Source organism: Streptacidiphilus anmyonensis, from assembly GCF_000787855.1.
GTDB classification, from domain to species: Bacteria; Actinomycetota; Actinomycetes; order Streptomycetales; family Streptomycetaceae; genus Streptacidiphilus; species Streptacidiphilus anmyonensis.
The window spans coordinates 20,579-39,959 of sequence record NZ_BBPQ01000018.1; the positions used below are offsets into that span (position 1 = coordinate 20,579).

21 protein-coding genes are annotated in these 19,381 nt (G+C 70.3%); 9 read left to right on the forward strand and 12 right to left on the reverse strand.

Annotated features, from left to right (window positions below):
- Positions 1–32 precede the first annotated feature (32 nt).
- Together TR50_RS18180 and TR50_RS18185 are read right to left on the reverse strand one after the other, a co-directional pair.
- The gene (locus tag TR50_RS18180; protein WP_042422177.1) at positions 33–1,850 is read right to left on the reverse strand and encodes a zeta toxin family protein; all 1,818 of its coding nucleotides are present in this window, start codon (positions 1,848–1,850) and stop codon (positions 33–35) included.
- Positions 1,851–1,944: 94 nt separating this feature from the next.
- Entirely contained in the window at positions 1,945–2,865 is a 921-nt protein-coding gene (locus TR50_RS18185; RefSeq protein WP_042422179.1) for a hypothetical protein, read from the reverse strand.
- Between the two features lie 108 nt (positions 2,866–2,973).
- Here TR50_RS18185 and TR50_RS18190 point away from each other — a divergent pair, with 108 nt between their 5' ends.
- From TR50_RS18190 to TR50_RS18210, 5 genes are all read left to right on the forward strand, one after another.
- Positions 2,974–3,162 carry a hypothetical protein gene (locus TR50_RS18190; protein ID WP_152648463.1) on the forward strand — a complete coding sequence of 63 codons (189 nt, stop codon included), beginning with the start codon at positions 2,974–2,976 and terminating at the stop codon, positions 3,160–3,162.
- A gap of 139 nt (positions 3,163–3,301) precedes the next feature.
- Positions 3,302–3,661 (forward strand): hypothetical protein, encoded by a 360-nt coding sequence (locus TR50_RS18195; protein ID WP_042422183.1) that lies wholly within the window; start codon positions 3,302–3,304, stop codon positions 3,659–3,661.
- A complete protein-coding gene (locus TR50_RS18200) occupies positions 3,658–3,909 on the forward strand; it encodes a hypothetical protein (RefSeq protein WP_042422185.1) in 252 nt (83 codons plus the stop codon). The genes TR50_RS18195 and TR50_RS18200 overlap by 4 nt, the downstream gene beginning before the upstream one ends.
- Positions 3,910–3,994: 85 nt before the next feature.
- On the forward strand, positions 3,995–5,248 hold the full coding sequence (locus TR50_RS18205) for an RNA-guided endonuclease InsQ/TnpB family protein (RefSeq protein WP_042422187.1): 1,254 nt from the start codon (positions 3,995–3,997) through the stop codon (positions 5,246–5,248).
- Between the two features lie 246 nt (positions 5,249–5,494).
- Positions 5,495–5,908: a hypothetical protein gene (locus TR50_RS18210; protein WP_042422188.1), complete on the forward strand. Its 414-nt coding sequence runs from the start codon at positions 5,495–5,497 to the stop codon at positions 5,906–5,908.
- Positions 5,909–6,392: 484 nt separating this feature from the next.
- Here the strand turns inward: TR50_RS18210 and TR50_RS18215 are convergent, their stop codons facing one another.
- The 5 genes from TR50_RS18215 to TR50_RS18235 form a co-directional block, all read right to left on the reverse strand.
- Complete coding sequence (locus tag TR50_RS18215; protein ID WP_084700508.1) at positions 6,393–9,221, reverse strand: S1 family peptidase; 2,829 nt, start codon at positions 9,219–9,221, stop codon at positions 6,393–6,395.
- A gap of 11 nt (positions 9,222–9,232) precedes the next feature.
- Complete coding sequence (locus tag TR50_RS18220) at positions 9,233–9,568, reverse strand: trypco2 family protein (RefSeq protein WP_152648464.1); 336 nt, start codon at positions 9,566–9,568, stop codon at positions 9,233–9,235.
- 153 nt (positions 9,569–9,721) lie between these two features.
- On the reverse strand, positions 9,722–10,141 hold the full coding sequence (locus TR50_RS18225; RefSeq protein ID WP_042422366.1) for a hypothetical protein: 420 nt from the start codon (positions 10,139–10,141) through the stop codon (positions 9,722–9,724).
- A gap of 41 nt (positions 10,142–10,182) precedes the next feature.
- The gene (locus tag TR50_RS18230; RefSeq protein WP_042422193.1) at positions 10,183–10,554 is read right to left on the reverse strand and encodes a hypothetical protein; all 372 of its coding nucleotides are present in this window, start codon (positions 10,552–10,554) and stop codon (positions 10,183–10,185) included.
- Complete coding sequence (locus tag TR50_RS18235; RefSeq protein ID WP_042422195.1) at positions 10,551–10,826, reverse strand: hypothetical protein; 276 nt, start codon at positions 10,824–10,826, stop codon at positions 10,551–10,553. The genes TR50_RS18230 and TR50_RS18235 overlap by 4 nt, the downstream gene beginning before the upstream one ends.
- 156 nt (positions 10,827–10,982) lie before the next feature.
- Between TR50_RS18235 and TR50_RS18240 the strand changes: the two genes are divergently transcribed.
- Positions 10,983–12,737 (forward strand): hypothetical protein, encoded by a 1,755-nt coding sequence (locus tag TR50_RS18240; protein WP_042422197.1) that lies wholly within the window; start codon positions 10,983–10,985, stop codon positions 12,735–12,737.
- A 105-nt stretch (positions 12,738–12,842) separates the two neighbouring features.
- The gene (locus TR50_RS18245; protein WP_042422199.1) at positions 12,843–13,184 is read left to right on the forward strand and encodes a hypothetical protein; all 342 of its coding nucleotides are present in this window, start codon (positions 12,843–12,845) and stop codon (positions 13,182–13,184) included.
- Positions 13,185–13,342: 158 nt separating this feature from the next.
- Here the strand turns inward: TR50_RS18245 and TR50_RS18250 are convergent, their stop codons facing one another.
- The 5 genes from TR50_RS18250 to TR50_RS46755 form a co-directional block, all read right to left on the reverse strand.
- Positions 13,343–13,837: a hypothetical protein gene (locus TR50_RS18250; RefSeq protein ID WP_042422201.1), complete on the reverse strand. Its 495-nt coding sequence runs from the start codon at positions 13,835–13,837 to the stop codon at positions 13,343–13,345.
- A 219-nt stretch (positions 13,838–14,056) separates the two neighbouring features.
- Positions 14,057–14,341, reverse strand: coding sequence for a hypothetical protein (locus TR50_RS18255; protein ID WP_042422203.1), 285 nt, complete (start codon positions 14,339–14,341; stop codon positions 14,057–14,059).
- Positions 14,290–15,267 (reverse strand): DUF6042 family protein, encoded by a 978-nt coding sequence (locus TR50_RS18260; protein WP_369405753.1) that lies wholly within the window; start codon positions 15,265–15,267, stop codon positions 14,290–14,292. The genes TR50_RS18255 and TR50_RS18260 overlap by 52 nt, the downstream gene beginning before the upstream one ends.
- Positions 15,268–15,291: 24 nt before the next feature.
- Positions 15,292–16,917, reverse strand: coding sequence for a hypothetical protein (locus TR50_RS18265; RefSeq protein ID WP_152648466.1), 1,626 nt, complete (start codon positions 16,915–16,917; stop codon positions 15,292–15,294).
- 107 nt (positions 16,918–17,024) lie between these two features.
- Positions 17,025–17,363, reverse strand: a complete 339-nt coding sequence (locus tag TR50_RS46755; protein WP_042422209.1) for a hypothetical protein — start codon at positions 17,361–17,363, stop codon at positions 17,025–17,027.
- A gap of 539 nt (positions 17,364–17,902) precedes the next feature.
- Here TR50_RS46755 and TR50_RS18275 point away from each other — a divergent pair.
- Together TR50_RS18275 and TR50_RS18280 are read left to right on the forward strand one after the other, a co-directional pair.
- Entirely contained in the window at positions 17,903–18,541 is a 639-nt protein-coding gene (locus TR50_RS18275; protein WP_042422210.1) for an HAD family hydrolase, read from the forward strand.
- Positions 18,542–18,547: 6 nt separating this feature from the next.
- Positions 18,548–19,375 carry an NAD(P)-dependent oxidoreductase gene (locus TR50_RS18280; RefSeq protein ID WP_042422212.1) on the forward strand — a complete coding sequence of 276 codons (828 nt, stop codon included), beginning with the start codon at positions 18,548–18,550 and terminating at the stop codon, positions 19,373–19,375.
- Positions 19,376–19,381: the final 6 nt, after the last annotated feature.

A 19,381-nucleotide genomic window follows, 5' to 3' on the forward strand; every position in this document is an offset into this window, starting at 1 on the left:
AGGCCGGCACCGGCCAGCAGGCGGTCCCGGGCCTACCCGGCGCGGCACAACGCAGGCAACGCAGCCACGCGACCGTACAGGTCGAGTCGCCGCGGCTGCCGGGCATAGGGCATGAGGGCAATGGCCCGGGCCGCGATGTCGACCAGGTCGTCGCGGTACTGCGGCATCACCTGGTGCAGGTGACGCTGGATCGCCCAGAACTGGGCGGCCTCCTGGTCGGTGTAGGGGCGGGACTGCTCCGCCAGCAGCGCCAGCGCCGCCCCGGCATGCCGCAGTGAGCCCTCAGCGGTCGGGTCGCTGCGGTAGAGGGCGCTCGCGTCGCGCCGCATCACGGTGACCTGGTCCACGACCGCCAGCCGCTCCGCCGCCGCGACCACGTCAGGCAGCACCTGGAAGACGGCGTCATGGCCGGCCCCGGTGGTGAAGCGGGCAGGCGCGCCGAGCTTGGTCACCCGGGCGTAGCGGTGGGCAGTGCCCTGCCGGGAGTCGGCAGCTCGTACGGCCAGCACCAGCAGCTCAACCCGGTACCCGGCCCGACGGAACGTCAGTGCACCCGCGACGAAGGAGGCGGCGTCTTCGGGCGTGGTCTCGATGAGGAGAGTCCCGCGGCGCTCGCGCACGTACGCCTCGGCCTTGGCCTGCCAGGCCCGGTAGTCCGCCCGGATGGCCGCTGAGGCTCGGCGCGAGCCCGAGGTGAGCAGGTCCCAGTAGTCCGGGTGCAGAGCCTTGAAGTGGTCGCCGGACAGGTGCACCACGTCCGGAAGGGTTCGGTGCACCAGGAAGGCGGCCCGGGTCTTCCCGGCACCGGGCTGCCCGGCGACGTAGACCACCCGCGGCCGCTCCTGGGCGACGACCTGCTTGAGCATCATCCCCGCGACAACGTGCTCGAAGACGAACTCGTGCTCGTCCGCGTTGAGCCGGTGGTAGTCCACCCCGGGGGCACGCGTCAGCGGCTGAGCGGTCCGGCGCAGCGGCTCGGCCAGCGCCGCAGCCCGCTCGACGTCCCGGCGTACCGCCAGCGCCCAGTCCTCGGGCAGTCGCGGGTCGTTCACCCTCCGGTCGGCGGCAGCCAGCTCCCGGCGGAACCGGCCCGTCTGCGCCGCGTCCCACGGGCGCCGGCGCTCAGCCAGCACCGCCTTCGCCGCCCCTGCCGGGCGCACCAAGCACCCATCGGCGCCGACCTCGTTGACGTACACGGCCTCCAACGCCAGGTCGGTGCTGCGCCGTACAACGGTGACCCGGTCGGCCAGCCCCTCCGCCTCCACCACCTCCAGGACCGCGGGCAGCGCCGCGGCGCAGGCGTCATGGTTGTCCCAGCCCACAAACCGGGGCCGGCCCTGCTTGGCTAGACGCAGGTAACGGTCCAGCACCCCGAGCACGCTCAGTGCCTCCGGCACGGCCAGCGCCACCAGCTCCACCCGGTAGCCCGCCCGCCGGTACGCGGCGACCTCGTCCAGGAACTCCTCCGGGCGGCCCAGCGGGGCCTCCACCACCGCGTCGAACCGCCTGAGCCGGACCTGCTCCTCCACCCGGGCCGCCCACGCGTAGGTGTCGGCTCGAACGCGTACCCCGGCCGTGCGCACGTCCTCGGCCAGGAGCCGGTCGTAGCCCGGGTGGGCCGTCTTGTAGGCGTCGCGGTCCACGCGCACCGCGCCTCCTCGGGCGGCGAGCGCCGCAAGCACCAAGTCCACGACCATCGTCTTGCCGCTGCCCGCCTGCCCGGCGACGAACACCGCCACCGGCCGCCGCTGCGGTACAGCGCCGGCCAGCACTGCGGGCGCGAGCTCCTCCGCGAGGATCCGCGCGCCCTCGCTCGGGTCCAGCTCGTCAAAGGCATCCCCCGCCTTCATCTAGGACTCCAGTCGGGGACGTCGATGGCCAGCGCGGCCCTCATGCTGCTCCTCTCAGGTGGCCCCGCCCCGTGGGCGGAGCCGGGGTGGTCGGTCAGTTCTCGGCGTTCGGGTCGTAGCTGGCCGGTGCGACCACGGGGACGATGAACCAGTCCGTCGCGACGGGCTCGTCCCGCCACTCCACGGCGTGGAGGCGGACCATGCCGGGCTCGTCCTCGTGCCAGCCCTTCCAGGAGAGGCTGTCGTTCGCGCCGAACCGCCGGGTGTACTCGGTGATCCCGTGGGCCTTCGCCGCCTCGCAGTTGGCGTAGAGACCGCGGCTGACCGACTCGTCGAGGGTTCCACGCCGCAGCGAGTAAACCGTCACGTCGGCCATGCGCTCGCTGTCCTCGACGTCGTCCTCGGCCTCGTCGACGGGGAACGTCGGGTCGAACTTCCTGGCCAGTGCGAGCATCTGGTTCAGCTCCTCCAGAGCGGCCTGCCACTGCGGGTTCTTCGGGTCGAGGAGTTCGCGGACCGTCTCGGCGGCGGTGGTGGAGCGGTTGCGGATCGCCCACAGCGCCGTGTTGGTCGCGGCCGTCAGGTCCTTCTCGTGCCCGGTCTCCTCCTGGTGGGCGTCCAGGCCGGCGGGGGTGTCGAACACGGCACCGCAGGCAAGGCAGAACCGGGAGCCGATGTCGGTGGCGTGCACGACCTCCAGGCCCTCCAGCCGCACGGCCTCGACGCTGCGCCCGTCGGAGAGGACGACGTTGTGGGTGCCGCTGGTCCAGGGCTCGCGGTCCACCGTCACGGTGATGCGGCCGGGGTTCGGGGTGTTCGTGGTCAAGGTGCCGGTGACCGTGTCGCCGGCCTTGATGCCGAAGGCGTCGAGCCGGTTCTTGGCGTCGGCCTTGGCCTGGGCGTCGGTGCTGGTGGTGTAGGCGGTGACGTCCTGGTCGAGCCGGGCGTCGTGGACGACGAAGCCGGCGGGGATGCGCTCCTGGACGGTGAAGCGAACGGACTCTTCGGCGGTCATTCCTGACTCCTCGGGGTATCGTTATCGCTGTTCAGGGGTGGTCAACCACCTCTGAACATGTAAGCACACCCTTGCGAGGTGGTCAACCACCCTGTCACCATGGCTTTTATGGCCAACCAGCACTCGCACAAGCTGCGGGGTATCCGACAGATCCCCCAAGACCTCTGGGACGAATTCGAAGCCGCCGCTGCCGAGATGGGCAGCGATCGGAGCGACATCACCAAGCGCTTCTACGAGTGGTTCGTGTGCCGGCCCGGCGCCCAGCTCCCCGACCGACCCGAGCCGAAGCAGAGCTAATGAGCGGGGACGTGACGGGGCCAGGGCCGCGCCGCAAGCGATCGGACCCCGAAGCCCTCGTCGCCACCTGGGTCCCGAACGCACCGAGGCCCCAAGCTCCTGGGTACGCTGAACCAGGCCAGGCACCTGGGAGGACACAGTGAGCACCCACCACGCGCACCCCGAAGACGCGGAGCTGATCCCAGCCCCGGCGCATACCCCGGAGGCACTGCGCGCCGCGCTGGCCAAGGTCGCGCCACACCGTCTGCCCGAGATGGAGCAACAGAAGAACGAGGTGTTCGCGCTCGCCGTCGAGTCCGGGTCGATCACGCCGCTGCGCACGTTCATTCTGACCTGGGCCGCCCACATCGAGATCGCCCGGAACCTGGAGACGGCTGCCCGGCTGCGGGCCGCCGAGCACCTCATGCAGGTCCTGGACCCGGCGACCGAGCAGTGGCGCGACGCGGCCCGCGAGTGCACCACGCTCTTCGACACCGCCTACGCGACGGTCAGCGCGTGACCTGGTCCTGGGAGTACAACCCCAGCGAGGAGTACCTGACCGAGGGAGCCCCGGAGGCGTTCATCGCGGAGGTCGAGGCCAAGGCCGACGAGCTGGTCCGTGCCGCCCACGCTCTCCATCTCGACGGCACCACCTACCAGGGCGCCGGGGAACCGATGAAGACCGCGATCGTCCCGAGCGGCTTCTTCCTCTACACCGTGGTGCCGCGCAGCGAGCGCGTCTACATCCTGCGCCTCCACGCCCTCTGATCGTGATGGGAGCCGCGAAGCGGCGGAGCGACCTTCGGAGGTTCTGACGTGAGCCGTTGTCAGTGCCTGCCGGTAGGTTGATCGTGTGCATCTCCGGTACGCCTACCGCATCTACCCGACGGCGGGTCAGCGCACTGCGCTGGCCCGGACGTTCGGGTGTGCTCGGGTTGTCTACAACGACGCTCTCGCAGCACGGAAGGAAGCCCGGAAGAGCGGCCTTCCCTATCCGAAGAGCACCGAGTTGCAGAAGCAGGTCGTCACGGCGGCGAAGAAGACTGCCGAGCGGGCGTGGCTGGCATCCGTGGGTGTGGACCCGCTGATCCAGTCCTTGCGGGATCTGGACACGGCCTACCGGAACTTCTTCGACTCAGTGTCCGGCAAGCGGCAGGGCCGTCCTGTGGGGCTGCCCCGGTTCAAGTCCCGCAAGGACGCGCGACAGTCCCTCCGGTTTACGCGCAACGGGTTCCGCGTCCGGTCCAATGGGAAGCTGAACCTGGCGAAGATCGGCGACGTGCGGGTTAAGTGGTCGCGGGCACTGCCCGCTGAGCCGTCCTCGGTGACGGTCGTGCTGGACCCGTCCGGCCGCTACCACGCCAGCTTCGTCGTGGACGTAGAGTCGGATGCGCTGCCCGAGCTGGACACCGAGATCGGCATCGACCTCGGGCTGACCACCTACGCCGTCCTCTCGGACGGCGGCGTGATCGACAACCCGCGCTTTCTTCGCAAGGCGGAGAAGCGGTTGAAGGCCGCTCAGCGGGAGCTTTCCCGTAAGGCCAAGGGGTCGAAGAACCGGGCGAAGGCCCGGCGCAAGGTCGCCAAGGTGCACGCCAAGGTTGCCGACACCCGCCTGGACTGGCTACACAAGCAGACCACCAAGTTGATCGGCGAGAACCAAGCCATCTACCTGGAAGATCTGAACGTCCGCGGGCTCGGCCGTGGCCGGCTGGCCAAGTCCGTCCATGACGCCGGATGGTCCACCTTCCGGCGACTTCTCGAAGAGAAGGCAGCCCGGTACCGGCGCATCGTCGGCGTCGTGCACCGCGCTTTCCCGTCCTCTCAGCTCTGTTCGGCGTGCGGGCACCGCGATGGACCCAAGCCCCTCGCGGTCCGCGCGTGGGCATGCGGCTCGTGTGGTGTGCTGCATGACCGTGACCTCAATGCTGCTCGAAACATCCTGGCCGCCGGGCAGGCGGACAGGCTAAACGCCCCTGGAGGGCCGGTCAGTCCAAGCGTGGCAATCCCACGCCAGGCACGGCCCGTTGAACGGGGAACCCACCTCCGCGACCTGCCACGCACGGGTGTCCGTGCCGCAGGCGCGGGAGGAATCCCCGTCCTTTAGGTCGGGGAGGATGTCAACTGGATGTTTTCGCCGAACTGCGCGGCGCCTGCGGGCAGCAGGCCTGGCTGACGCACTGTGTTCCTGCCGGGATGCCGTGGTCCCAGCTGGGAGACCTGTAGGGCCCGTCCCTGCAGCGGGCGCGCGATCTGGTTCCCGCGCCCCGAGATCCGCAAAAAGACTGGTCAAGCGTTCGAATATCGGCAATGATCACCGACCACCACCAGCACGATGCAAGGGGGTAGGGGCATGGGCGCCGCACCCGAGAACACTGCGACCACCGAACAGGCCCGCGCCGAGCTCGGCGCTCAACTGCTGGACGACTACGAGGCCCGCGTGAGCGTCCGCCTCCCGCGCCATACCAGGACTGCCGCCCGCGTCCACAAAGTCCAGGCCACCGCCGCTTTCGTGGTGATCCCCGCGTGGAGGCGAGGCGCGATCCTGGCCAGGGTGGACATCCGTGAACTGATCACCGCCACCGGACTGATCCACCAACAGATGAAGGGCCGCGAACTGACGGTGGAGGTGCGCCTGGACGCCCTCTTGGAGGAGGAGCTCGACGCTCGGGGGTGGCAACTGGCCCGCCCCTCCTCCGTGGACTCAGGGTCCTGGCGCCGCGCCGATACGTCCTCCGAACCGCTGAGCTGGCCGGAAAGCGCCTAGGAGGCACGCGCCGCCCAGGTAAGGCCGCCGGTGTTGCACAGGGTCGGCGGCTCCAGGATGACGGTGGCTGGCGTCTCCCGCCCGGACGGGCCGACGGGGCGGCCCGAAGGCCGGTGCTGTTTTGCCCAGGGGCAGTTGAAGTTCTACGCCGTCCGGCGGGGGCGGGCGTATCGTCGCGGACATGCTCCCCAATGACGACGACGAGCTCGTGGCAGTTCGGCAGCAGCACAGACCGGAGATACCTCGGCTGCGGATCGCGCCCCCCGAGATGCTGTTCGACCGCCCGCGCCGGGACGAGCACCGGGACGTCCTTGACCCCCTCGCTGCGCTCGGCTGCCCCGCCGACCAGCGTTGCTGAGCGTGATCGGGGCGCGCGTACACCCGCCACGCCAAGGTCTTGTGACAGGCTGACCGGCGGCCCACCCAAGGCGTGCCGTGCCCGAGCTCTCGGTGCGAGGACGCAGCGCTCCTCCAGGCCCGCTCGTCATGCTGGGAGGGGAGGGTCGTCATCGGAACCGGCCTGTTGCTGCGGCTGGAGTCGATATTCGAACTGTCCGAACCACATCCGGGCCGCCTGGATCGACACCGCCGTGCCGACGAGGGTGACGGCCAACCAGATCCCGGCGCCGGCGATGTTGTACGGGACGGGGCCGTGGTGCTCGCTGAACATCATCGCGCAGGCGGTGGCCAGGCCCGAGTTGATCAGCAGTGCAGCCGCGCGGGTGGGAATCGGCAAGTCCGCTTGCGGCCCAAACAGGAGGGCGACGGCCACGTTGGTGAGAACTGCCACCACGGGAATGCCCCAGAGCGACAGGTCGGCGCCGTGCAGGGGCAAGGTCAGACACGCGCTGACGGTCAGATAGCCGAGCAGAGCGGTGTAGGTCAAGGCTGCTGTCGTCATGGTCCAGCGCAGGGGTCCACCACGCGGAGCGGCGACCAAGGCCCGCACGGACAGCAGCCTCGGGCGGGCCGGAGGCAAGGCGCCGAAATCAACCCGTTGGTACGGGCCTGCTGCCCGAGGCACCGGGGTCGCGGCCGGTCGTCGCGGGGGACGTCGTGCTGGTGAGCGTGGGCGTTCCGGTTCCCGGAGAGCGGGGGATGTCCGTGGTTTCGCCTGACCGGCCGCTTTCGGCGGGGCCTCGGGCTCGCGGCGCGGGGCTGGTCGGATCGGTGGTGCGGGTGACGGTGGGGGCTGGATGTGCCGCTGCTCGAGGGCCGCGTTGATCAGGGAGCGGGCCCACTCGCCCTGGGCGCCCCCGGTTCGGGGGCTGCGGGCAGGTTCGGTTGTGACGGCCTGGTGGATGCTGAGGAGGAAGGCGTGGGCCGCGGATGGGGCGAGCTCACCGGGGATGGATTCGGCTGCCAGAGGGAGTAGCAGTTCGGGTGCGGCGGCGATGGCCTTGGCGGTGCTGGAGGCGAGCGCGGGATGGGTGTCGGCGGCGCGGGCCAGCAAGGTGAGGGCCTGGTGGCGCTGCGGTGTGGAGAGTTTGGGCGCGGTCAGCAGTTGAGTCAGGAAGGTGTCGCGGCTGCGGGCTTCGACGTCCTCGACCAGGGCGACGCTGAGGGCGTCCGGGCCGATTCCGCCCCAGCGGGCGCCGGTGCCCGAGGGGTAGAGGTCGCACAGGGCTTGCTCGTAGGCGGCCAGTTCCCGGGCCGGGGGGAGTGGTGCGCCGGGGAAGTTGCTGTAGTGGGCTTGGACGCAGGCCTGCACGGTGGTGCTGGCGTCTTGAGGGTCGTGTGCGCCGGCCAGTCGCTGGGCGGCGACCATCGCGCGCATGAGCGCTGGGTCGTAAGAGGTGCCGGGGAAGTGGGCGGCGGCGACGCGCCGCCAGTACTTCTCCTCGTGCGCGAGCAGTACGTTCAGGGGGTGGCCGAAGCGCGCGAGGTCGGGATGGATCTCGGTGAGGACCTCGGCCAGGACGGTGGCGTGCAGGGACATCACCGTCTGCTGGCTCTCGGGTCCCAGTATGGCTTGCACGGCTTGGCGCCACGGCGACGGGGGCAGAGGGCGGCCGAGGGGGCGGAGGTCGCCGATCCCGGCGCCGGCGAGCATGGTGATGCGGTCCTGGAACGCGGTCTTCGCCTGGGCGGCGGCGTGGTCGCGGCCGCGGGTCAGCGCGTCTTGGACCTGGACTTCGACGCCCACACCTGCACCCATGACGGCGGTGCCGTGGTACGCGCGGCGCAGCTCGTCCCACCAGTCGGCCTGTGATCTGGCCAGGAGCAGGACCCGCACCCGGCCGCCGAGGCGATGACCGGCCAGAAGGCTGAGAAGTTGTTCCAGTTGGCGGCGGCGAGTCTCCGCGTAGTCGACGATCACGAGCAGCGGCTTGCGGCAGTGCGCCAGCGCCTCGATGCCGGAGCCGTCGCCGCGTGGACGCTCGGCGAGCGTTCCCGTCACCCACGGACGGCCGTCTTCATCGCCTTGGGAGGCCAGGCGTGCGGCAAGCTCCGTGGCCAGGCGTGTCTTGCCGACGCCGCCGGTCCCGCTGACCACGGCCACGTCGGTCGCCCGGGCTGTCGCGCACCACTCCTGGAGTTCGGTCAAGGCATCGCTCTTGCCGCCCAGCGGGACGACGCGGGAGCGCGGATCGAGCAGGTGAGAGGAGGACATCTGCGGGTCGCCGACGTCCACGAACAGATGGTCCAAGTCCGCCGCGCGCAGTTGCGGCGGCGTCCCGGATCCCTCGGCGACGGCCTGGACGAAGCGCTTGGCTGCCAGCAACCGGGCGGCTGGCAAGACCAGCAGCACTTCTTCGCCCCAGCGGTCGGCCGCGGCGTAGGTCAGGCCGACCACCATGTCGCCGCAGAACACTGCCGCTCCCGATACGCCGCGCCAGAACTCCAGTTGGTCCGGGGCCGTGTCGTCCAGCTCCAGCATGTAGAAGCCGGACCGCTCCGCGCTGCCCGGCTTGATCGTGCCGTCCACGGTCTTCGAATCGTTCAGGTCCTCGCCGGAGGGGCCTTTGCGGAGCATCCCGCGCGGAAACCCGGTCAGTGTGCACACTGGCCGGACGGTGGCGTACTCGCATACGAGCTCGCCCCACCGCACCGGTGAGAGCCCGGTCCCCAGCACCTGCTCGTCGGCGCGGACCAGTACGGCGTCCAGGCCGGGGTCCGTCCACACCACCTGGGCTGGCACCTGGGGTCCGCCTGCCAGCGGGGCCACGTGCACCCCGGCTGTATCAGCCCCAGGACACGCCACGTGATAGGCCGTCAGCACCAGACCCGGCGCGACCAGCGTTCCCGTACCAAAACTCCCCGTCCGCAGGTTGCGCACCTCCACGGTGCGCTGGGACGGCGTTCCCCCCATCGGCGCCCCTCCTACGGGCGCTCGGGCTGCGACTGGAAACCGGGACGCTGGTCGCCGACCAGCAGGTCACCGCCGTTCAGGTCCTCCGCGCCCAGCGTCACCGTCAGCTTCTGCGTCCGACCCTGGGCCCGCTCCCCCTTCGCCTCCGCGTTGACGACGTACGCGCGTACCCCGCCGCCGGCCGACGTCGTCTGCCGTAGCTCGATCTCCAGGTCGAGCGTGATCTCCTTGACCCGGAACCGCAGCCCCGATCCCGCACCGTCCTGCTGCGCGGCCGCGAGCCCGTCTCGCACCGCCCGGATGGCCTGCGACAACTCCGTCGATTCCAGCTCCACTGACTCCCCCACTCGCTGACGGAACATCATCCCGACATGAGTGTGCACCGCCAACCTGGCGGGCGGTGGGCGTTCCCGCCAACCGCGGCCCCGACCTGGCGAACGCTGCATCGGGGCCGCACGCCGACGCTGCCGGCTCCCGCGGCCTCCTCTCCGCATGGATTCTCAAGGCCTGCCGGGTTCGGCCAGAAGAAACCGGCGCGGCCCTGCCCGGTAGAGCAAGGCGTCCCATCCCGCCTGGCCCAGCAACTCTGCGGCCGCGGCCAGGTCCGCTTCGCCGGCGTCAACCGCACGATGGCCGCGCCGGTAGCGCCACAGCACCCGAACGCCCCCGCGGTTCTCCGTCTCCACCGCCGCGCCGGACTCGACGACCACGTCGCCGTCGACCGCGCAGAGCGGGACGCCGAAGGCTTCCACGGCGAGCGCCACCGCGCGCACTGGCTGCGCCTGCTCCCACGGCGCGGGAAGGTCCGGGTGGTCGGTTTGGACCAGGCGGCGGATCTGCAGCAGCGACTCCCATGCCTGAGCCACTTGCCGCGCCCGCGCCTCGGGATCCCGCTCGGGTGGCTCGTGGCCGGTGCGCACGGCGAATCCGCTGGCGTCGGACGCCCCCGGCCCGGGTGTGCTCACAGGGTCGCGAGGTCGATCGCGGTGATGTCGGGGATGCGGGAGTAGAGCTGCGGCTGGGTGGTGATGACGACGGAGTCCGCGCGGTCGTGCGGGCGGGGCCCTGCGGCCAGGATGACGTGCGCGGCGTGGCCGGCCTGCCAGGCGATCGGCAGCTGCTCGATGTGGGCCCGTGCGGTCAGGTCGTAGGGCGCGTACTCGACGAAGGCGAAGCCACCGAGGTCGCTCACGGCCGGTGGTGTGGTCGCGGCGTGCCAGCAGAGCATGGGGATGACGACGGTGTCTCCGTCGGCCGGAACGTCCACGACCAGGTCCAGCAGTGCCGGGTGGTGCGGGAGGGCGGGGATGGTCGTGTGGTCCAGAACGATCATGCAGCGGTGTCCTTGCGGCCGGCACGGGCGCGTTCGCGGGCTGCGGCGAGGCGGGCGCGGGCGTCGGCGCGGCTCTCGGGGGTGGAGGTGTAGCCAAACCTCTCCTGGGCGACGGCCGCGTTGTGGGCGATGGCGGCTTCGCGCTGCTCACGGGTCGGGTGCGCGGCGGCCCAGGAGGCGATGAGAGCGCCCATGTTCGTGCCCTGCTCGGCGGCCAGGGCCGCCAGCTGGTCCCGTGTTTCTGTGTCGACCTGGATCGTCGTCTTGCTCATCTCGACCCTTCCGTCCGCTCCTACGCCATAGCATCACTATAGCGAGGGCAGGCGTTGGAGAGCAGCCCCGGCACAGCTGCCAGAGGTTGAGGATCCCACCGATCCCGGGCCTTCTACGATCCGCATGAGGCAGTTGTTCGGGGGCAGGGAGTGCAGATGTACGAGGACCGGGGGCAGCAGGGCTTCGGGGACGCCGCGGACGGGGAGGATCCGATGCCGGAGCCGATTCCCCCTCTGCCGCTGCCGACCACGCTTACGGACGACCAGACCTTGTTGCTGCTGGAGATCGCCCGCCCCTTCGTGTCCACCTGGGAGTGGCCGACCTGGGACTACGTCCAGCGCACCCTGCGCAAGAAGTACCGTCTCGACGCACGCGACGTGCTGAAGTCTCTGCCCCGCGTTGGCGCCCAGGGCACGCTCGGCCCCTCCTACGGCTTCACCACCGGCGGCGATGCGCGGATGCTCGGCCCCAGCGACCGCGTGCGACTGACCGCCGCGGCGGGGCTCGTGCTCGGCGAGCTGCGGTCGGCCACGAGTGAGCCCTTCCTTGCCGTCCTGCACCACATGATCGCGCTGCAAGCCGCGACGGATCCCTCGCCGAACGAGGTCACAGAGGTGTGGCTGGAGTCCGAAGAGCTCGCGGCGGCCCTGCCCGACCTGAGCGCGGAATTCCTGCTGGCGCTGCCCGAGATCCTGAGCGCGGAGCCCGCCACCTGGGGCGGCGGCTCCAGCGGGCCCAACCCTCCCCACGACCTGACCTGGCGCAAGGGAGTCCGGGAGACGATCGACGAGTACCAAGACGTCACGACGCTGGAAGCCTATGTCGCCCGGACCTGCGAACTGATCGAGGCGCAGCTCAAGGAAGCCCGCCAGCACTACCGGCCCAACCCCCTGCTGTCCGCCAACCTCCTGCCCAGCGAGCTATTCACCGTCCCCGCTGACGCCCTGGCGGTCGTCGATGCCGCGGAAGCCGAGCCCGAGCCGGCGCCCGAGCCCCTCGACCCCGTGAAGGTGTACCTGCCGCGTCTGCTCCTCCATCTCGGCGAACGGCAGCTGGCGCCAGTCTGGCTGCTCGACCCGCCTGACACCTCGCCGCAGGAGTGGGCAGAGCAGCAAGGGATCTCCTACCAGGACGTCGGCGTCCTGGCCGCCATGCTGATCACGCGAGGCTTCGCGGAGTGGACCCTCCCGCCCGGCTTCGCAGGCGTCAGCCTGACGGAAGCCGGTGTCGCCGAGGCCGCCCGCATGCGCGCGGAGATCGTCGACCTGGGCGCCCGTCACCGGTTCGCCCGGAACAGCCTGGTCCGCTGGCTGCTCGAGTCCTGCGACTGCGGCCCTTCCGACGCGGCCGCGTTCCTGTGGTCCAGCGACTCCTTCCTCCACGGCCATCAACTCACCGCGGGGCAGGTCGACGCGGCGGTGACCTACCTCAAGGAGCGCGGGCTGCTAACGTCCGCCGGCGAGGGGTTGTTCCGGCTCACCGCCGACGGGCAGGACTACGCCATCCAAGGAGGAGACGTGAACGACCACCGGACCCCGCCCGCCGTCGGCGGGGACGTCTACAACATCGGCTCCGTGCAGGGCGCCGTCGGCGGGCGCCACAACACCATCACGCAGACCAACCACCACGGTGTGGAGCTGGCCCAGGTAGCCGAGCTCCTCAATGCCGCGAGCCTTGCCCGGCAGATCGCCCCGACGCTGGACCTGCCCGAGGCCGAGCACGCGGAGATCGTGGAGAGCGCGGCCGCGGTCGAGCTGGAGGCCGGGGCCAGCCCGCCGGACCCCGGCAGGCTGCGGCGGGCAGCTGCCCGACTCAAGTCGGCCGTCGACTCGGCCACCAAGGTCACCACCGCTCTCACGCTGCTTACCGAGGCGGTACACAAGGCCTACACGGCGACCTTCGGCGGCTGAAACATCCCACAGAATGCGGAGTTCACGCCCCCACCCGATCAAGCATCCGACTTCCCGTGCCGGCTGTGGGGCGGATGTGTCAGTGGCCGCCGCTAACCTCCGGCCATGACCAGTGGACTCTGCACAGCTGCCGTCACCTTCACCCCGGAGGAGCGCACGTTCCTCGAGAGCCTGCCCGACGTCGCCAATGAGGTCGTCGAAGCCGACGGCTGCATCTACAAGGCCGGCCACTCTGGGCTGCACGCTGTCCTCGCGCAGACGCAGGAGGACGACGAGTTCACACACTGGTGGGCCGTCTGGGATGGGCCCGAGCAGCCAGACAGTGTGGGCTACGAAATCGTCGCGATCGCACCGTGCAGGGAGCCCAAGCCCGGCAGCATCCCGGAGACGAATGACTGCCAGCTGCCGACGGGCCACGCTGGCGATCACCGATACTGGCGCGACTAGCGTCCCGCGCTCCGTCAGCCGGCCAGGGCCAGGAGCGTGCGCGCCCAGTGCAGCAGGCCCCACACCTCGGGTTCCCCCACAGGGCGTAGCGCCCGCGTGTGCTACCGGACGTAGTCTCAGGCCCGCGTCGACTGCACCCGCGAGCGCGTTCGCCGTCCTCACATCTCAGGGCGGCAGGTCCGGCAGAGCCGATATTTCTTCCCTCCGGCAGGACCGGTTCGAGAAGTGATCCACGAGGCCGCCTCCCCGGCTGTGAGAGGAGACATGTGCATCCCGAAGCTCACGTACTCGCCGGGAATCCGTGACCGGTGCGCGTGCTGACGCAGCTCACTGGTGTAATCGAAGGGCTCCGTCATGGGATGGTCACTGCCCACGTCGAAGACGGTGAACTTGCAGGAGACGCGGTGCAGGGTGTTCTTCCCGGCGGCGTAGGGGTTGTGCTCGGGATCCTGGGACCGCTTCCAGCGCTGTGTGAACCGGGCGATCTCGGCATCGAAGGCGGGTCTGCCGGCCTCGCAGATCTGGCAGAGGGCCCCCGGATCGCACCACTGCGCGATCGCGTCGTCCCGGTCGAGCCGCTCCAGGTAGCAGGAGCTGCAGCCGCACTCGTCGTCGTAGTGCGGCTCAGCGGGCTGCCACGTTTTCACTGCCATCGGCGTCCTCTCTCACGTCTGCCCCGGTCAACGAGTGAGGCCGGCCACGGCTGCGCAGGGTCCCCTGTTCGGCGGCCGAGTAGGACCCGTCCGAGCCGAGCCTCTTCCGCTGGGATCCAGCGGGAGAGGCTGCGTCGATCGACGGCCACCTGATACACGGTCAGCCGTTACCTCGACCCGAACGGATTCACGTCGACGCCGTCGAGGCGATGGCGGCAGTCACGCGGCCGAGCCTCCTGCGGCAGTGTGACCGGCGCGCCGCTCGGTGACCCGGCCCAGCAGCGCCTTTCCTGCGGCTTCCATGTCTGGGGTAACGCTCGAGCCAGTGGCCTTGCGCAGGTAATCCCGGGCTTCGGTGGCGCGCTGCTCGCGCTCCGCGGAAGTCAGCGTCTCCTGCGCCAGCTTCTCGACCAGCGCGCGGACGGTGGTGTTCCGCTCAGCAGCGAGGATGTTCAGTCGGTCGCGCGTTGCGACGCCGACCTTGATGCTGGTCTCATCCGCCATGTGCCGACTCTACTGCCGCCAGAGAACGGCGCCCGGCACGAAGCGTGTGTCCCCGCGGCTGACGACCAACGGGACACCAAGCCCGCGACCACCAGCGGGAGCAAGGTCGCTCGGTCGAGCAGGCTGTCCGGAACGGTGACGCGGATGCGGTCCTGCTCGTCGCGGCCGTGGACGCCGATGCGGTGTGCGTCGAACGCCTTCCAATCGCAGCACAGCCGGAAGACCTTGTGGGGAAGCATCCCGGCCACAGGCAGGCTGGTGGTGAAGTCGCCTGCCTCCACCAGGAGCAAGACAGCTTCGCGGGCGTCGTGCGGATGGCCGTCGATGACGCGAGCCAGCCGGTCAAGACTGGTGGTGATCTCCTTCCGGCGCTCACCGCGCGGCTGGAACAGCTCGATGATGCGCGAGGCGTCGCCGCCGTAGGCGGCGCTCCACTGCAGCTGGTGCTGGGCAGCCAGCTCCGCCTCGTCCAAGGGGAAGACGTCCTGGGGGCGCGGCAGCGGGCAGGCCGGGTACAACCGCAGGACACCCGCCGGATCGGGCACCAGGTGAACGACACCGGCCGTGGTCAGCAGCGTCAGCATGTCCCGCAGCGTCTCGAGGGGCGGCAGACCGTACTGCGCGGCGTACCGGGCTGTGTCCCGCTGACGCGCCGCAAGATCCTGCTCGTAGTCGTCTTCGTCCTCGCCGTCGTCCCAGCAGGACCCGCTCCACGCCCCATCCGGGTTCCCGGTGCTGCGCAGGAAGCGGCGCGCCTCCTCCATGGTCAGCGGGCGGTCCTCGCTGACCAGACCAATCAGCAGCAGCGCCAGCATGCTGAGCGGGATCCGCATCCAACCGCCTCGCACGACCTGGTGGCGGTGCTGGTTTCGGTTGGCAGGCGACCAGTCTGTCAGCGGCACGGTCTCCAAAGCGCTTCCTCTCATGCAGGTTCGGGTGGTTCATGAACATCAACGACGGCCACGCCCTGATGGGCGCACTCGCTCGCGCTGCCGGCGCCGGGCGGCGAGATGCTCGCGCAAGGCGACGCCTTCGGCACTGTCCACGCTCGCCCAGGCCGGCGGCCGGTCGGGACTCGCGACCGTCGGCTCCTCCACCACCGCTGTCCCGGGCCAGGTGCTGGCCGACGGCGCGCACATCGCGCACGGAAGCCCGGACCCTCGGTGTATCGGGCATGTCCGGCCGAGATCGGCAGGTGTGGCCGGTTGGGGAACGACGGTCAGGGTGGGCAGCACCGCGCCGTCCGGAGACTGTGGCCGAGGCGCAGCCTGCTCCTGGCGGTACGCGGCAGCCGGGCCCTGCGCGCGTTCGCGGTGGTATCCGCAGGTACGGCACTCGGAACCGGTCACCAGGTCGGTGCCGCTCTCGCAGAGGGGCAGACGACAGCCGCGGCGGGTCAGCCCGCGGTGGACCAGCCAGGCGTAGGCGTCGCGGATCTCTCCGGCGTCCAGCGGGGCATAGCGGCGGAGCACCCGGTCGGTGATCCGGTCGACGTCTCCGTCGGCCTCGCGGATCGCCTGCGCGACGGCCTTGGCGGCCTGCCGTTGCTGCCAGCGGTTCATCCGCGCCACCAGCATCGGCACCACGCTGAGCACGGCGTAGATGCTCGGGCTCACCGTCAGCGGCAGTGTCGGGCTGGTCGGGGTGAACGGAATGGAGGTCTTTGTCGGGTCCGCCGAAGGCGCAACCACCGCAACCCCGCCGACGGGTGGCGTCCTTGATGGCTTGTCCACAGGCTGCTCGCGCGGTACGCACGTAGCGCCTACGGCGGAAGAGCAACCACCCACGACCTCCTGCCTACTCACAAGATCCTGATCAAGAGATCCTGCTTGTGTCACCAGATCGTGGGGGGCGGCTGTCACCAAATCCGCAGGGGTTGCTGTCACCGGATCGAGGGGGGTCACCTCGGCTCCCGCCAGACCAAACAGCTCCAGCTGCCCCGTGCAGACGGCTGCGGCTGCCACACCTGTTTCGTTCTCGCTGGAGGCCTCGCTGGGCATCGTCCGGGCCGTCTGCTGTGGCTGCGCGAACAACACTTCCTGTGTGGCCACCCCGGCCAGCGGCGCGGCGTGCACGGTATAGCGGAACGCCCCGCCCTCCGCGCCCTCGCGGCTCACCCAGCCATCCGCGACCAACCCGGCCGTGACCGTCCGTGCCGTAGCCACCGTCACCTGGCACATTGCCGCCAACTGCGCAGCAGATGTCGCCACCTGCAGGTGCTCACGCAAGGCGAGCGCGCCGTAGACCTTGAACCGGTTTCCCGCCAAGTCCGCACGAGCCCGCGCGGATACGCACACCGCCACTTCTTCGTCGCGCACCGGACGCACCACCCGGTCCCGGGTCCCGGTCCGCGGGTTGTACTCGGAGCGGATCACATCAGCCGCCTCAGCCTGCCCGACCAGACGGTTCACTCCACCCCGGGACAGGCCTAGCCGGTCCGCGATCGTCTGATCCGACGCGAAGCACCGACCCGACTTCCTGCCGAAGTCCCGCACCGTCGTCACCACGCGGATCCAGTCCCCGGTGAACTCGGCCAGCCACGCCGCCGGGAACCGCGTCACGATCTGCGCGACCATCCCGCGCTGCTCACTGTTGCTGCCGTTCCGGACCTGGGTCGGAACCGACCCCGCTCGGCGACTGGCAGCCACGCGCTGATCCGGGATCACCGCCGCCGACGTCGCCCTCATCGGCCCGTCCCTGTCGCGAAGACCGCGGAGGTGGTGTCCGGCCTGACGCGAAGACTGCCGACAGGCCAGGCAACAGGGCCGATCGTGCGACCCGCCAACTGTGTGATCTGCATCACACCGGGCGCGGCGTGGGCGCGCGCGTCGATGCCCTCGAAGCCCAGGTGGCACAAGGAGAGGGAGGCCAGCGGGCAGAGTGCGCGCGAGCCGACACTGAGTCGCCCCGACAGACAGAGCTGGCGCAGGGCAAGACGAATCTGCAAAATGACAACTGCCTTTCTGGACTGCAAAACGGCAAGGCAGAGCCCCTTGGGGCTGGTTCCGGAAGAACCGAACATTTCGCCCGCTCAGATCGGTTGGCGCCGATCACGGGCTCGGACGGGGTGGTACCCGACCGCACTGTTGGGCCGAGGAGTCTGGTGTTGGCGCACCAGGCCCGGCCGGCGGCTCAGCCGCCCAACGCCTATCTCATCCGTAGCTCCCCAGGAGTCCGTGCGGAAAGAGGCGTCCAGGAACGACAAACGCCCCGTCGACAGGCCAGCGACGCGCTACGGCGCTGCCCTCTCGGCGGGGTGTTGCATGTCCGCCCCTGGAGGCGGGTACGCTGACGCATGTCGCCGCCCTCCTTCACAGGGCTGTAAGCCGACGCGGTCCGGGACTCCGGACCGAGCGGACCCCCGAGAGCTTCCCGGCGTCGGGGGTTTTCGCTTGTCCGAAGACGATCACGCATAACACTGCGTGACACCTTAGCGTGTTCTGCGTCCCCTGCGGCACACCAACCCAACGGGCGCGGCGCGTCCCTGAGAAGCCTTCAGCCCCCTGCGAACCAGGGATCGATCGTGAGCCCACAACCTGGCTGCCCGTTAGAGTCCGTCCTGTGCCGCTCGCGCTCTTCGACCTCGACAACACCCTCGTCAACCGCACGGGGGCCGTGCACTCGGTGGTGACCCGTCTCTGCGCTGCGCACGGAGTCCACCCCGCCGACGTCCCCCGGATCGCTGAAGCCCTGCGGGAACGCGCGTATCCCGCAACCTTCGCCGCACTGCGGCGGGAGCTCCACTTGCCCAGCCCTGCGATCGCTTTGTGGGACTGGTACGTCGATGCCATCGCGGCCGCCGTCACCTGCCCGCCGGCAGTCGCAACCGGCCTTGCCCAGCTACGTGAGGCCGGCTGGACGGTCGGCATCGTCACCAACGGGGCTACCGACATCCAGCGCGCGAAGCTCCGCGCCACGGGACTCGACCAAGTCGTCGACGCTATCTGCATCAGCGACGACATCGGCGCCCGGAAGCCTGAGGCCCAGATCTTCCACGCCGCCGCCGAGCGCTGCGGGACGCCGCTGACCAATGGCTGGATGGTCGGCGACAATCCAGCCACCGACATCGCCGGAGCCCACGCCGTGGGCCTGCGTACCATCTGGATCGCGGCGGGCCGCGCGTGGACCCACGATAGTCGCCCCGCTGACCACGACGTCGCGGACGCCGCCGGGGCCGTCACGCACCTGCTGAACCTGTAGGAGATCATGGCCACCGTCGGACTGCTCCATCCAGGCAGCATGGGCGCGCCCGTCGGTGCGTGCGCCGTCCAGGCCGGGCACCGGGTGCTGTGGACCCCGGAAGGGCGCAGCCCCGCGACCCGGGCCCGCGCCGAGCGGTACGGCCTCGAGGCTGCGACGCTGGAGCAGCTGCTCGCCGACGCCGACGTGCTGCTCAGCCTCTGCCCTCCCGCGGCCGCTCTCGGCCTCGTCGAGCAGATCGCCAGCATCGGGTTCACGGGCACTTTCGTGGAGGCTAACGCCGTCAGCCCGGCCACAGTGCAGCGCATCTCCACGGTGCTGCCGAACTCAGCCGTCCTGGTCGACGCTGCCGTGGTCGGCTCACCGCCAGTCGGAGGCAAGACCCCAACGCTGTACCTGGCTGGAGAAGTCGTCGCGACTGGACTGGTGGAAGCCCTCTTCGCCGGAACAGACGTGCACATCCGCGTGCTGGGCACCGACGCTGGGCAGGCCTCCGCGCTCAAGCTCTCGTACACCGCGTACCAGAAGGCGTCCCGCGTGCTGGCGGCCCTCGCGACCGGCCTGGCAGCCGAGCACGGCGTCGGCCAGGAGCTCGCTGCCATCGCCGCGCGCCGCACCGGCTCGTACCTCGCGGAGACCGAGTACATCCCCAAGATCGCCGCCCGGGCGTGGCGCTGGGGCCCGGAGCTGGAGGAAGCCGCGGACATGTTCGCCGACGCCGGCCTGCCGCCGGACATACTCCACGCGGCCGCCGCTACGCTCGCCCGCTGGGACACCAGCAAGGACGTGCAGCTGACCGTCGCCGAAGCTCTCGCCCGGCTCTCCCGCCCGTAGACCACC

Coding starts and splice junctions, on each gene's coding strand:
- TR50_RS18280 (WP_042422212.1), top strand. CDS start 18,548: ATGGCCACCGTCGGACTGCTCCATCCAGGCAGCATGGGCGCGCCCGTC.
- TR50_RS46755 (WP_042422209.1), bottom strand. CDS start 17,363: ATGTTCGGTTCTTCCGGAACCAGCCCCAAGGGGCTCTGCCTTGCCGTT.
- TR50_RS18265 (WP_152648466.1), bottom strand. CDS start 16,917: ATGGTCGCGCAGATCGTGACGCGGTTCCCGGCGGCGTGGCTGGCCGAG.
- TR50_RS18230 (WP_042422193.1), bottom strand. CDS start 10,554: ATGATCGTTCTGGACCACACGACCATCCCCGCCCTCCCGCACCACCCG.
- TR50_RS18235 (WP_042422195.1), bottom strand. CDS start 10,826: ATGAGCAAGACGACGATCCAGGTCGACACAGAAACACGGGACCAGCTG.
- TR50_RS18255 (WP_042422203.1), bottom strand. CDS start 14,341: ATGGCGGATGAGACCAGCATCAAGGTCGGCGTCGCAACGCGCGACCGA.
- TR50_RS18260 (WP_369405753.1), bottom strand. CDS start 15,267: ATGAGAGGAAGCGCTTTGGAGACCGTGCCGCTGACAGACTGGTCGCCT.
- TR50_RS18180 (WP_042422177.1), bottom strand. CDS start 1,850: ATGAAGGCGGGGGATGCCTTTGACGAGCTGGACCCGAGCGAGGGCGCG.
- TR50_RS18240 (WP_042422197.1), top strand. CDS start 10,983: ATGTACGAGGACCGGGGGCAGCAGGGCTTCGGGGACGCCGCGGACGGG.
- TR50_RS18185 (WP_042422179.1), bottom strand. CDS start 2,865: ATGACCGCCGAAGAGTCCGTTCGCTTCACCGTCCAGGAGCGCATCCCC.
- TR50_RS18210 (WP_042422188.1), top strand. CDS start 5,495: ATGGGCGCCGCACCCGAGAACACTGCGACCACCGAACAGGCCCGCGCC.
- TR50_RS18245 (WP_042422199.1), top strand. CDS start 12,843: ATGACCAGTGGACTCTGCACAGCTGCCGTCACCTTCACCCCGGAGGAG.
- TR50_RS18215 (WP_084700508.1), bottom strand. CDS start 9,221: ATGGGGGGAACGCCGTCCCAGCGCACCGTGGAGGTGCGCAACCTGCGG.
- TR50_RS18190 (WP_152648463.1), top strand. CDS start 2,974: ATGGCCAACCAGCACTCGCACAAGCTGCGGGGTATCCGACAGATCCCC.
- TR50_RS18250 (WP_042422201.1), bottom strand. CDS start 13,837: ATGGCAGTGAAAACGTGGCAGCCCGCTGAGCCGCACTACGACGACGAG.